The organism is Legionella beliardensis, assembly GCF_900452395.1.
Lineage (GTDB): Bacteria > Pseudomonadota > Gammaproteobacteria > Legionellales > Legionellaceae > Legionella_C > Legionella_C beliardensis.
Genome location: NZ_UGNV01000001.1, coordinates 1,242,070 through 1,255,929, shown reverse-complemented (window position 1 = coordinate 1,255,929; position 13,860 = coordinate 1,242,070). Strand labels below are relative to the sequence as shown.

Below are 13,860 nucleotides of genomic sequence, written 5' to 3'. Positions count from 1 at the left end.
GCGGTGAAGCCGCGGTAATTCGTTTTTTTATTTATTGCATAGCAGATCACGAAATACCGTGGCTTGACCACGGTATCCATCATGCCTCGCCCCAGCTCTCAGGATAATATAAAAGGAATAATATGGCAGAGTAATTTGTTACTTGTTATGGTGGAAAATTATTATTTGAATTTAAATGCCTAGTCATCACTTAATTTAAGAAAAACGAAATTGCGCTTGATGTTCTTTGAGCTCTTTCTTAGTTAATTGTTTACTGTTAGCAAAGAAAGTTAACCCATGGCTAAACTCAAGCTTGGCTGAAGCGCCAAAGATGAATTGATCATCTGTGCCAAATACAATGGGCTGGCTACTTAAATCATTATAAATCTTTTTTACCGGATGCTCTTGATTTTTATCATGCCAATTTAATTTATTATGACAAGTTGGACAAACTTCTATAGGAATACCAAGATCGCGAATCCGCTGCTGTTGTTCAACACTTAGATAGATACAATGGCCTAATCTTACTTTTCCATAAAATGGATTAATTTCCTTAAAAGGCTGCTTAGCTTTCCATGCGGCTAATGTATTTAGCACTGTATCTGTATCTCTTTTTTCAGCTTGAGTGTCAGCCTCGTCCATATGAATGGCAATGCTTAAATTATTTTCTAATACTAATTCAATGGTTTTACTTAATTCTTCACCAGTTAACGTGCGCTTTGCCAAAGGGTTACCAGAAATATCTAAACCAACTAACACACCAGGCGTACTCGCTATGATTTGCTCCAAAAAATATTGCGCATCCTGGGCTGTATGAATTGTTCTATCTAAACTTAGTAAGCCTACCGCTTTTTTAGTAGTGAAGGTTTGGTTAGCTTCCTCTAAGCCTCTTTTAAATGCTTCGATGTAATCTAAAACAGTAAACTCTGCAATTGGCTTAGGCGTTGTTCTAATTTCTAAATAGTTAGCATCTGAGTTTGCAACCACGTCTATTACGCCATTAGCAATATCAGAAAGATCTTGGACAATACGATGAATCAAGCCAAACTGTTTCCAAACTAGATTTAATAACTCTGCTGGATAGCCCTGCTCTGGTTGTTGGCTCGTACCTGCTAAATATTGCTGATTTGCCTTTTCTAATTCTTCATATAAATGAAGACAATTATTTTTTTCAGCTGTTTTCTTTAAGAAAGCTAAACTGATACTACCATTAAGATGACAATGTAAATCACCCGTATGCTTTTCTTTCATTTCTTTCCATAATTCAATAATGACTACTTATTTTATACAATCTCAAGCCTTACTCTAACGTATTTAATTAAAATTCAATCCTTGGGAGGTTATCTTGCTTTCATTTTGTGGTACAGATGAAAAGAAATTATTTCTACTTGCAATAAGAAATTGACTCTGCTTATCAAGATTACTGGTGCCTACCTGAAGCTTGCTCACTTTTTCTTCAAATAATGTTTCAATGGCTTCGTTTTCTATATAATCTAAGGCAGTTTTTCCTTCCTTATTTTTCTGTTTCAAGACATTTAAATCACAAAATTGACTAGCAAGAATCATTTTTATACTTGTTAAATCGCCTTGCTGAACAGCTTCGATTAACGCATTATTCCCATTTTTATCTTGTTGCATTAAAAGCGCTGGACTACAAAAGGCTTTATTAAGAAATACTTCTACAAGAAGAGCTTTTTGCCCATGAACAGCCTCAATTAAGGCCGTATACCCATATTGCGTTTGCTGCATTAACATATTTTGATTGCAATGTGGGCTGTTAAGAATAACTTTTACTATGTCAGAATGACCTTTTTTAGCTGCTAGAATCAATGCACTATAGCCTGCTTGATTACACTGCATTAATACTTCCGAATTACAATGTGGGTTAGTAAGGATAGCTTGGACTATGTTTAGGTTATCACGCCTAACTGCAACAATTAATGCACTGTCACCTTTTCTATTTTGATGGGTTAATACCTGCTGATTAAAGTTGGCAGCTGTCATGATAACTTTAGCTATCTCATCATATTCTTTTCTTACTGCCATCATTAATGCATTATTGCCATCTTTATCAGATTGGCATAACACCTTAGCATCACAATGAGCGCTTCTAGTAATTGCACCAACTATAAACCTACGGCAACTTGATACTGCTAAAAATAGTGGCTTATGCCCTAAATTATTTTTCTGCATTAACAGATCACGATTAAAATGCTCATTAGCTATAATAGCTTCTACTCCCTCCTGGTAGTTCCCCATTGCTGCAAGCATTAGTGCACTATTGCCATCTTTATCAAGCTGGCTTAATACTGAGAAGTTACAATGAGGACTGCTAGTAATAGCAGTGATTAACTCATTATTTCTTATCTTGGCTGCTAAAATCAACGGGGTATCTTTTGTGCCATTCTGGGTTGCCAATACATTAAAATCGCAATAGCGACTAGTAAGAATTAATTTCACTAGACTTAAATCTTCAATAGCCATTGTCTTTAAAACAGCCCAAGTTAAAACAGTCTGACCATCATGTACTGCTTTTAAAGAGTCTGCAGAACAGTGTATTGAGTTCAAATAGTTTTCAAGAATATTTAGAGTGTCTAAATGTTCGTATTTTTTCTTTCTACAAAATTCAACTAATTGAATGACATTCATTCCCTGAAATAAATCAATGTGCTCAAATAGCTGAGTCGTTAATAGTTGTAAAGTATCGCTACCAATTACACCATTTGCTAATTTAATTTTGTATTGTTTAAATTCGTCTTCTAAGGCCAGAATATAGCTCCTAGAATTAGTATGCATATCATATAATTCGCTGTTATCCTTGAGGATACATTCTAAAACGTTAGCATTTACTTCAACGCAATCTATGAATGTTTTATCCGTACCGGATAGTACATTTATGACTTCACCAATTGTTTTTTGTGTATAATGCATTCGATTAGAACGCATAGGACTCGCTTTAGCACGCTCCTCTTCATCAAGGCTACGCCAGTAACTCATGAATTCATTGATACCAATATTTGCATCGGGGCCTGCATTCTTTTCTGTCCCGCCGTGCCCACCTTTTTGACCTCCACGTCTTAATGCACCAATTAATTGAAATAATTTACCACCGATTGATATATTTTTTGTTTTAGCTACGATGATTTCCTCAATCAACTTATGCATTCTTTGCCCCAAAGGATTATGCACAAGCAACCTTTTTTGTTCATCTTGAGACAAAAGAGAAACGTTATCTTGGCGCGATTTTACATAAGGTTTGTATAACTGAGGCAATGTTGTTTCACCGGCAGCCATAAAACTTAAAATATTCACAGGAATAAGCGCATCGCCCGTCTCTGATAAAATAAGCTCTCCTAACTCATAATCATCAATGCTTTCTTTATCTGGAAATAAATCTAATTTATCAAAAGTATGAGTTATCGTTGGCATGAGATACTGCATTTTTTTCTTTGCTGGCTTTATCCTATGCAGCGCATCAGCAAGCATTAAACAACAGCGATTGATGTAACTATTAGGCATACTTGTGTAGCTTAGGAAACTGCCTCTAATTAATTCCCAACGCTTTGTTAAAAATGTTTCTATAAGTGCAACTGGTATCTGGTTTTGTTCTTCTAAGACAGCAGCTATACTATTTAATCCGTTTAAAGCCCCCGTGGCTTCATTTAATATTAACTCTTCTTTCAAACCCCTTTGTTCTGTTTGTATAAATATCGCGTGATCACCGGCTGCTTCTTTAATACCTTGAAGTAATTTATCAAGCTCGATTTGCTCTCCAATCATTAATTCATTTAACATAATTTAATCTATTCTACTTAAAAAAATTCTCGCGATTAAATCATAAAATGATTAAATTTCAAAAGCTTAATTATCAAATTATAAAAGATTTATTAAAAATTTAACAATGCCACTAATTATCTGTAAAGCCTAGAATGACGAGAATACAAGGGCCGCCAGCTATAATATTAATGCCCGCTTCTTTACAGCGTAAAATAGCCTGATCACTCTCAGCACCTGGCTGCATCCAAATATTTTTAATACCTTTCTGAATTGCTTGTTCTACTACTTTTTCAGTAGCTGACGGCGGCGTAATGATTGAAATACTTTCTACATCAGATGGTAGCTCCTCTACAGATTGAACAGCCGATAAATTTTCGATCGTTTCCTCGTAAAGATTAACGGGATAAACTTTCATCTGATGCTGCATATAACAGCGTAAAACTTTATTGCCGTATTTATAGCGATTACTTGATGCTCCTACAACACCATAAGCTTGAGATTTAAAAAACCGATCAATATTATTATCCATATTTTGCCCGCCTCCGTTTCATTATTATTCTCTATAATTCTATTTTAGCCGTTATAATCTTATCAGCGAGGTATTTTCTAATGATTTAAAGATAAAATATCTAACCCTTATCTAAGATAAGAGGTTTGGCCTTATGCAATTTAACGACACTCCCTCTCTAACCAGCACTCATCCACTACGTCATCACATACTTCTACGGTTTCACAAACGGGATATGGATAATACTCTCTTTGCACAGGTACATTAATGACAATCGGTGGTACTGCAAAGAACCAACCTCCACCCCAGTTGTATCCGCCGGAATAGTAGTCGTGATAGTGTCTATTATCAAAATATCGATTACCATACCAGGCAAAGCTGTGTGCACTGCAAAGAAAATTTAAAAAGATTATACTGGCCACTAGTTTGATTTGCTTCATCATGATTCTTCTCCGATACCGATAATGAATAAAAGTAAGATTAATTTTTATTCACTTCTTATAAAACTCACTCATTGTCATGATTGAGGAAGCAAGAGTCAAGATACCAATACATAAGTTTGACAGAAATGAATAGAAGTCATCTCTGTTTATGCAGAGATGACAATACAATTAATTAATTGAACAAATAGAAGATTAAACAACTAAAGCTGTTTAAAGAAGCGCGTTACTTAACATAAACTGGTGCAGGATCATCGAAACTATAAATTAATCCAAAAGCAACTTGCGCGGTATAAGGGGTAATTTTCGTATGTTTAGCAACCGAACCAAATGGGTCAAACGTATGGCTTATTACATGATCATAATGGGTTTGGCTGTAATCCATCATGCCTATCCACTTCGGTGTAAATGCATGTCTTACGCCTAAACCAAAACGAATACCATCAAGGTCGTTAGTACTACTATTTATACTAGGATCCGATTCTTTAATTTTTAATCTGCCATTGGCATAACCAACTCGTCCGTAAAATAATGTTGTCTCAGATAAGAGGTAACCTGGTAAGAAACTAACGCCGAAACTACGTTTGATAGTAAATGTAGTTTTAGAAAAATTCTGGTGAACATATTCGTCATTGGTCAGTTTATATTCAAGTGAACTAATATTTGCGTTCCCTTCAATACCTAAATAAAATCGATCTCGACTCCAACCATAGCCGGCAAAAATAGAACCAAAACCACCTACACCTGCAAAACGATTCTTGTCTATTACATCAAACCTTTCTAAAGGAAAGGGAGAAAAACGTGTTACATGAGATCTTTGATAAAAGAGCGCACCTTCTGGCCCAGTACTTGCACCAATATAAAAACCAGCAAAACTAGGGGCAATACTTAATGAAAGCAGTAACCCTGTACTTATTTTCCCTAACATAATATTTCCTATTAAACATAGAATAAACGAAACCAGAGCCGATTCTAGATAAGATTGCTAAAGAGATCAATGAAATTAAAACAAGATATTAAATTATTTTTACTGCAAAAAACTAAAGTTTATTTTTTTAAACACGATGATAACACTAAATGGCTTTGAGTAATTTATAAAATCACAAGCATTTAGAAGTTTAGAATAATCTTAAGGAAGAATTATGAAATCAATTGTTAAAAAATTTTTCGCAAAAAACCGTAATACAAAAGGATTATTAAAGGATAAAATACAGTATCTAGTTCATAATGATCGCATTGATGCGAGAAAATAAGCCAATTTTAACTAATTATAATCAGCTTATTTACTTAAATAATAATTAGATAAACTTAAAAAACCATAGTAATTAATGCACGCTTTTCTTTTGAAATTCAAAGTCTGCAAATTTTGTAAGAAGCATACTTACTGCTGATTGGGTTGTTTTCTCTTGCGGCTTAAACTCAACTGAGGCAGCAAAGCCTAATCCATCTTCTAAGTTAGATAACACATTTTGATCTAACATAGGCTTTATTCGCTCAATCATGGCATGCATGGCGATATCATCGATTGCTAAAAATCGCTTTTTTTCCTGCCTTAACATTTCTAATAAGGTAATATGCAGGGCATATTTCAGCACGTAAATTGCAGCGTCCTTTGCATCATTTAAATTATCCAATGGAATGAGATTGCAATTGCTAAACAAATGAGAGAAGTGATAATTGAGAGGCGAAAAATTATTATTAATTCTATTGGTATGATCTGATTTTTCACATTCGCAACGAAAATAGTATAAAATCTTTGCTGTACTACCTGCATCAACAATCTGAAAACAACCTTGAAAAACAAAGGGCTGTTCCCAAACAGCAACTAGAATCAGTGTTTCGATATTAATTTTTTGTGTAAATTCTGACATCTTCTTACCGCTCAATAAACTTTTAAAGTATAGCTTAATTTCAAGCAAATGCCTTAGATAGAAATCTATATAATATAGTCTAAAGTTTTATTTTTAAGAGTCGATTACCCCTTATACCCCCTCAAAACACAAACTTATTTTATTAACAAGGATTGTCATGCAAAACTCTATGCAATTTAAGCGTGCTTATTTTTTATTATTATCTAACTTTGTCAACTACAGCGTATGCCCTACTTGGACATATACGGCTAAACTTAAGCCCACCGCATCATCTAAAAAAAATCCACTACTACCATAAATTAATCATAAATCAGTAGCAGGTTACATCAAACTTAAATTTTCTCCCAGTTAGCCTTAGTTGGATATCGCCTGCGAAGCATTGACAAGGTATTATATAATTAGCCAATCCTTGTTATGACAGGTGAATCCATTTATAGCATTTAGTTACCTAATGTAGGTATTAAGATGACAAAATAGTTTGATTTTTTTACCTTTCGGAAATAATCTGTCAAAAGTAAGTACGCGGTAATAAATAAAATGCCTTTATTGGAAGATTAATTATAGCAATAAGGAGTCATTATGAAAAAAAATGCCATGCTGGCTATTTTAATGCTTCTACCTTATTGTATTTTAGCGAAACCACCTAAGAGTCCTTTTGGCCCAAATATTTATATTTAATACCAGTGTAAAGGCCATTTATATAAATAATACTAATCAGCAAAAACATGGGCAATAATGAGGCATTGTATACAGTTTGATGAGCAAAAATTTTAATATCAAACAATTTGAAATGGTAATAATGGGAGAGTTTATGAATACCAATCGGAGATTCCACATGATCCGCCAAATCAAGTGCGCTAGCAAAACAGTTCTGTCAATAGTTATACCCCTTTTAAAATGGGGGCTTCAAGTGAAACACGTTCGGCTTTAGATTTGGAATAGATAGCAATTTATTGAAATAACTTTAGCCTTTTACAAAAGCACGGAACTAGAAGGAATTTTTAAGAAACCTAGGTTAACTGTCGCTAACCTTCGTTTCTAGGATTTTTCTCATCTAGGCACTTTATATCAATTTACAGCAGCTGGAAACAGGTTTTCATCATAGTGACCTAATTTCAAGCAGCAGTAAGTTAAGTCTTAGATGATAAGTTATCTTCTTTAACTTGCAAGCATATCGGATATGCCTCCGTATTATCAATATAATTTATAACTTTGAGGGAAGTATGCGAAAATTACTAATTAGTTTGTTTATAATTAACTGTTGCTATTGTTTAACCTTACATGCTGACCCTGTTACCCCCAATCAAGCAGAAGAGAAAGATAATGAAATACATCATTATATTTCAAACAGCTGGGATGTATTAACGCGAGACAATAAAAATTTATTCAAATCTTGGTTTGATAGCAAGTTACCGGAAGAGAAACTAATTATTTATTTACCTAGAAATGAAAATATTGAAGCTGTTAAATTAACTGCTACCCAGCATCTTCCTAGCGAAACATTAAAGTGGATTGAATTTCGCTATTTACCCAAAAATATTAACTCGATTAAAGAGCATGGCTTATTATACCTACCTTTCCCCTATGTTGTACCAGGTGGTCGTTTTAATGAAATGTATGGTTGGGACAGCTATTTTATTGAACTTGGTTTATTAGAGCACAACCGCTTACAATTGGCAAAAAACATGGTAGACAATTTAATCTACGAAATTAAACATTATGGAACTATTTTAAATGCCAATCGTACTTATTATTTAGAGCGCTCTCATCCGCCACTTTTAACTGAAATGATTCTTGCTTATTACTATAAAACCCACGATAAAACATGGTTAAAATCTACCCTTCCGGCGATTAACAAATTATATCGTTATTGGACATCACCACCGCACTTAATTAAAGAACTCGGCTTATCCCGTTACTATGCTGGTGGAACTGGCCCCTGTCCTGAAGAATCACCTACTTATTATTCTAAAGTGATCGATTATTTTCAAACCCACGACGTTCCTGATTATGAGAAAGCACTTTACTATAATGAGCAAACCAAACAATTAACGCCGTTATTTTATCGAGCCGATCGCACCGTTAGGGAATCAGGGTTTGATATCACAGCAAAATATGGCCCTTTTAGCGCGGCTATTATGGATTATGCACCAGTTGATTTAAATGTCTTATTATATAAATTAGAGCTAGATAGCCAAGAAATTTATAACGTATTAAAACAGAAAAAAACAGCTAAACTCTGGGGAAAACGAGCGCAGAAACGAGCTAAGCTTATTAATCGTTATTTATGGGATAGCCGTACTGGTTATTATTTTGATTATAACTTTAAAACAAAGCGCTTACGTGATTACTCTTACGTTACAACATTTTATCCGCTATGGGCAGGTATTGCTTCGAAAAAACAAGCGCAAGCGTTAATTAATAATTTGCCTACTTTTTTAGAAAAAGGTGGGCTTTTAACTAGCAAACATTACCCAGGCTTACAATGGGATGCACCCTTTGGTTGGGCGCCCCTACATTATTTTACCGTACTTGGATTAGAAAATTATGGGTATAGACAATTAGCACATGAAGTAGCAAATCGATTTATTAAAACGGTTGAAAAAGGCTATCAACAAGCCCACACTATTTTTGAAAAATACGACGTTGAAGAGCGCAGTATACAAACTGTTAATAAGATTAAATATAGCTATAAAACCAATGAAACAGGATTTGGTTGGACTAATGGCGTTTACTTAGTTTTCATTAATTTTATTAAAAATCACCAACTGAAAAATAATCTATTGCAAGTAGAAACACCTTAGCCATAAACTCACTCTTAAATAAGCCTTTTAAAGGCTTATTTTTTTGCATAATTAACTCGATAAATAACATTGGCATAATCATCGGAAATCAATAAGGAACCATCTCGTAATACTAAGCTAGCCACAGGTCTTCCCCACACCTTGTCGCTCTGTAGCCAGCCCCAAATAAAGGGCTTAACCTCAGTTACTTTATTATTTTTTAATTTAACTGCTATAACCTGATAGCCTATTTTTTGTTTACGATTCCAAGAGCCATGCTCGCTAATAAAAAGCTGGCCATAATACTCAGATGGAAATAAACGCCCGGTATAAAAAGTAACATCAAGGGCCGCTACATGCGCAGGCAATTCAAGTTCAGGCGCTGTAAATTCATGACATGCATGTAAATGACCAAATTCAGGATCAGCTACATTTTTACCATGGCAATACGGAAAGCCAAAATTCATACCGGAATGAGGCGCATAATTTAATTCATCAGGTGGCGTATTATCACTTAGCCAATCACGGCCATTATCACTAAACCAAAGCTTATGGTCACTAGGGCTCCAGTCAAAACCTACGGTATTACGTACACCTTTGGCATAAATTTCTAATTGACTGCCGTCTGGGTTCATTCTCATGATGCTCGCAAAACGCGGATCTTCCTTGAGACAGTTATTACACGGCGCCCCTACACCAATATAGAGTTTATTATCTGGCCCAAAACGAATAAATCGCCAACCATGGCTATCTTCACTGGGTAATGCGTTATTTATTATGATTGGTTTTGGTGGATTATTAAGATGGCTTTCAATTTGTTTGAATAGTAAAACACGATTAACATCGGCCACGTATAAATCACCCTTATAAAAAGCAACCCCATTAGGCATTGTTAAACCAGAAGCAAGCGTTAAAACGCGCGTCCCATACTTACTATTTTTATCAGGAATAACCGCATACACTTTACCTTCTTTTCGTGAACCAACAAATACAATATCTTTACTTCCTAATGTCATTTGACGAGCATCTTGGATAGGTTTTGCATAAATAGTCACTGCAAAACCGGGTGGGTGCTTTAGCAAATGCAGGGGTAAATCTTGCGCATAAGTCTTAAGTGGTAAAAAGATTAGCAAGGATAAAAAAAGTACAATAAAATCCATTTTTCATTATCTCAGGTTTGATTAAAAATCTATTAAAATAATAAGTGACATACATGTCTACAAAAAAATTACTCATGCGATAAATTAGCTTACTTAATCCCTACTTCTCCGCACTAGAAAGCACAAATCCCGCACTTCAGTAGTAGAGATAGATAATTGCCAACAAAAATTACAAAGAGCTCTTTACTAAACTAGCTGCATTAAGGTAAATATAATAGGGGCTGTATAAACTTTAAAAATTATAAATGGTTTGATTTAGGTAAATAACATAGGACAAGTCCAATAAAATGCTTCGCTAGATCCATAACTATGGAAATAAATAATTCACTAGAAGCTAGGATGTTTTTGTAATTATAAAAATGAAGGGAGGCACGTCATGAAAACCAAAATAACTCAACCTGCTTTTGCGGAAAAGGAAGAAAACAAACGGCCTGAGCATGAAGATGACGAAACTAAAAAAGAAAATGATAAGCTGCAACAAATCTTATTTACAAAAAAGCAGCTAGACCAAATAAAAGAAGAACTAGATAAAATGGTTGATGCGTTAGCACAAAATACCAGTATTTTATCGCGAGCAGCAAAGTTCTGGGGTCAATTACCTTGGTGGCAAAAAGTCCTATCAGGCTCAGTCATTACCGTACCTCTCTTTGCACTAACTATCATTACTCATCTTGCCGTACTGCTTGTCATTAGCTTATTTACTCTAGTGTCTTATGTAGCAACAAGTTTCTTACTTGATAATCATCATAAGCAAAGCAATAATGATAGAGAAAATCTTAAAAAAGGTATTTTAAACTTAGCCGACACACTAGGCGCTATCATTGAGTCATTAGATGAGATCCGTAAAGAATTAGCCAATGAAATAGTAAAATTCCAACAGGAAAATGCACAGCTAAATACCCATGTTAAAGAGCTAGGGGGCCAGGTTGATCAATTAACGCTGCGGGTAACTTCATTAGCTGGCATTGAAGAGCAATTACATCTAACTCAAGTCGAGCTTGAACAAACATCAACAAGTTTTGCTGATTCTGTGCAAAGACATAGTGAATTATTAGAAAAATACAAAACTCAATTAGCGCAAGCGATTAAAGATTATGAAGATTGCCAAGCCCAATTGTCTGATAAAATCATTGAATTAAAAGATGTGGAAACACAATTGAAGGGCCAATTAGATGAGGCTAATAACGTTGCCGTTGTATTGCAAGGAACAGTAGATATGCTAAGTAATACAGTGATTACTGATGATAAAGATCGTCTTTTTTTTCAAAATAGCTTAAAAGAATTTCTTGATAATAAGAAAGTGAGTTTTGAAAAAATTGAAGCCCAAGTTTGTGAAGCAAAGCATCAACTTATGCTCACGCAAGAAGAGCTAAGATTAAGCAATGAACGCTATGACAAGCTCTTAAATAGAGCAGAAGGTCAACTAGATCGCATAGAACGTACGTTTATTCCATCACCAAGCCCCGCAGCAACATTAAAGAAAGTAGGGCTTTATGCGAGTAATGAGCAAATTCAATCAACTAAAGAGCTAGCACCTATGGCTTCGTTTGAAATTCATTAAACAATAACTAAAGCAGCGGTTGCTTCACTTTGCTAAGTTGCCAAGACTCAGAAAGCCGCTGCTTTAAATGCAAAGAATAATCCATACATAATGAATACAAACTAGTTATCTATGCTTTTTATTATTAAAACCATAGGCCATATCCTGTGCTAAAGTAAACATATACCTCTCGCAAAGGAAAAATATATGCATAAATTAATCAGTATTCTACTCGTTTTAATTTGGGTGCCAATGCCAGCAATTGCCAGCTCGCAAATCAATGTGCAAGAAGATGAAAATGCCCAAGCGCGTTGTATTCAACAGTTCGTTACTCAATGCATTAATAAATGTGAGAAATCAGGTGATAGCGATTGCACGCAATTATGTGCAGAAAATGCTAAAAATGAATGTCGACAAGCTGGAGAATAGACCGCATTTAAAACTCGCTAGGTAGCGGTTCGCAAGAATTCTAATAAGTAGACTTGGTGGAAAATTTAATGAACTCAGACCGAACTAAAGAATTTTATAAAGTATCTAGTTGCCTACAGTCAGCTAAGTTCGATGAAGTGATAGAAAATATACGTACCTGGCCTTTAGTCTGGTTAATACAATTTAATCAACGTTACCCAGAATACTATGACATCCTTAAATTAACCGCCTTTGACACTTTATGGGCTGAAAAGAGAGCGGAGTTAAGAATTTCTTTTAATCCCCACTTTACCTTTAGTTCTCAAAAATACATTCCTGATATCGACTTTGTTTTAGGCTATCTATTGTATCTCGCCGCCTTGCAAGCAAAAAAAAATCTTCATGATGAGGCTTTTAATGACTATTTAACGCATGCCATTCATTTTAATTCCTTTCATGCAAGACAGACTTATTTGCATCACCTGATTATGCAAAAAACCAACAGCAAAAGTGCCAGTGAGACTATCCTTAGTATTTTGCATAATTGGGAGCCGTCCCTTGCTAAACATGGGACACCTGGCTACCTGCTATTAGCTAATAACTATTTACATTTAGTAGTGACGCGTTTAGAAATAAAAGATGAAGATGAGAGTCAGCATGATAATATTCATTTTTATTTATGGAAAAACCTTGTTTTAGCTGAATTAGTAGAGCCACTATCACAAAACGCTATTAATAATGCCTATTTTGGTGAAGGTTTAAAATTAAGTAATTTTATGCAATTTAATTCGCTTAAAGAGCTAAAAGATTATGCCAGCAAATTGATTAAAGATAATCTAGTTAAAGAGCAGGCAGAACATAGTGCACATGCCTCTTTTGATAAGGAAAATAGCCAAAATCGCTTCGAAAACTGGTTAAAATCTAAGAATAAAACCACTTAAATAATTAAATACCCTCCTACCTACCACAAACTTGCAATCATGAGTTTTTATAATCTAGTTTATATAATTTTTTATTTTTCAACAACTTGATATTTTTTTATGCAATATCACTTAATTCAGCTCTATACTTAAGGAGTAAAATCGCGACCTAACATAAGGAGGGTGTTATGAAAGTGTGTTCTATTTATAAACCTACATTTATAGGTGCCTTTGCGATAGGCACTGTTTTAATGCTAGGTGTGTTTTCTTCATCGACTACTTATGCCGCTCAAGGCTGTGGTTTCGGCTATCATATGACTTATTTTGGTCGATGCGTTCCTAACATGCCAGGGCCTTGGGCGGTTCCTGCACCAGGACGTCCTGATTGCTGGATTAATGGCCGAGGGTTTTTACGCTGCTGGAGATAATTATGCATTAGCGCCAACCTCTTGGCGCTAGTATCTTAGTATTTCC

At 34.9% G+C, this 13,860-nt stretch carries 12 protein-coding genes; 5 read left to right on the top strand and 7 right to left on the bottom strand.

Translation table 11 applies throughout. The features are described from left to right. Nucleotides 1-195: 195 nt before the first annotated feature. The 6 genes from DYE47_RS05580 to DYE47_RS05555 all read right to left on the bottom strand — a co-directional run bounded on the left by DYE47_RS05580 (nt 196) and on the right by DYE47_RS05555 (nt 6,575). Nucleotides 196-1,230, bottom strand: coding sequence for an amidohydrolase family protein (locus DYE47_RS05580; RefSeq protein ID WP_115302320.1), 1,035 nt, complete (start codon nt 1,228-1,230; stop codon nt 196-198). A gap of 63 nt (nt 1,231-1,293) precedes the next feature. Next, nucleotides 1,294-3,774: an ankyrin repeat domain-containing protein gene (locus tag DYE47_RS05575; RefSeq protein ID WP_115302319.1), complete on the bottom strand. Its 2,481-nt coding sequence runs from the start codon at nt 3,772-3,774 to the stop codon at nt 1,294-1,296. 112 nt (nt 3,775-3,886) lie between these two features. Beyond that, on the bottom strand, nt 3,887-4,285 hold the full coding sequence (locus tag DYE47_RS05570) for a CoA-binding protein (RefSeq protein ID WP_115302318.1): 399 nt from the start codon (nt 4,283-4,285) through the stop codon (nt 3,887-3,889). Nucleotides 4,286-4,425: 140 nt separating this feature from the next. Further along, on the bottom strand, nt 4,426-4,707 hold the full coding sequence (locus DYE47_RS05565) for a hypothetical protein (RefSeq protein ID WP_131750057.1): 282 nt from the start codon (nt 4,705-4,707) through the stop codon (nt 4,426-4,428). A gap of 223 nt (nt 4,708-4,930) precedes the next feature. Further along, a complete protein-coding gene (locus tag DYE47_RS05560; RefSeq protein WP_115302316.1) occupies nt 4,931-5,632 on the bottom strand; it encodes an outer membrane protein in 702 nt (233 codons plus the stop codon). Nucleotides 5,633-6,029: 397 nt separating this feature from the next. Further along, entirely contained in the window at nt 6,030-6,575 is a 546-nt protein-coding gene (locus DYE47_RS05555) for a hypothetical protein (protein WP_115302315.1), read from the bottom strand. A 1,223-nt stretch (nt 6,576-7,798) separates the two neighbouring features. On the opposite strand from DYE47_RS05555, the gene DYE47_RS05550 reads away from it, so the two are divergent. Beyond that, the gene (locus DYE47_RS05550; RefSeq protein ID WP_115302314.1) at nt 7,799-9,379 is read left to right on the top strand and encodes a trehalase family glycosidase; all 1,581 of its coding nucleotides are present in this window, start codon (nt 7,799-7,801) and stop codon (nt 9,377-9,379) included. A 35-nt stretch (nt 9,380-9,414) separates the two neighbouring features. Here the strand turns inward: DYE47_RS05550 and DYE47_RS05545 are convergent, their stop codons facing one another. Then, on the bottom strand, nt 9,415-10,518 hold the full coding sequence (locus DYE47_RS05545; protein WP_115302313.1) for a PQQ-dependent sugar dehydrogenase: 1,104 nt from the start codon (nt 10,516-10,518) through the stop codon (nt 9,415-9,417). Nucleotides 10,519-10,894: 376 nt separating this feature from the next. On the opposite strand from DYE47_RS05545, the gene DYE47_RS05540 reads away from it, so the two are divergent. The 4 genes from DYE47_RS05540 to DYE47_RS05525 all read left to right on the top strand — a co-directional run bounded on the left by DYE47_RS05540 (nt 10,895) and on the right by DYE47_RS05525 (nt 13,814). Beyond that, nucleotides 10,895-12,079, top strand: coding sequence for a LegC2/C7 family Dot/Icm T4SS effector (locus tag DYE47_RS05540; protein ID WP_115302312.1), 1,185 nt, complete (start codon nt 10,895-10,897; stop codon nt 12,077-12,079). Between the two features lie 186 nt (nt 12,080-12,265). Further along, nucleotides 12,266-12,487, top strand: coding sequence for a hypothetical protein (locus DYE47_RS05535; protein ID WP_115302311.1), 222 nt, complete (start codon nt 12,266-12,268; stop codon nt 12,485-12,487). Nucleotides 12,488-12,555: 68 nt separating this feature from the next. Then, nucleotides 12,556-13,407 (top strand): DUF5630 domain-containing protein, encoded by an 852-nt coding sequence (locus tag DYE47_RS05530; RefSeq protein WP_115302310.1) that lies wholly within the window; start codon nt 12,556-12,558, stop codon nt 13,405-13,407. A gap of 167 nt (nt 13,408-13,574) precedes the next feature. Then, nucleotides 13,575-13,814: a GCG_CRPN prefix-to-repeats domain-containing protein gene (locus DYE47_RS05525; RefSeq protein WP_115302309.1), complete on the top strand. Its 240-nt coding sequence runs from the start codon at nt 13,575-13,577 to the stop codon at nt 13,812-13,814. The last annotated feature ends 46 nt before the right edge of the window (nt 13,815-13,860 follow it).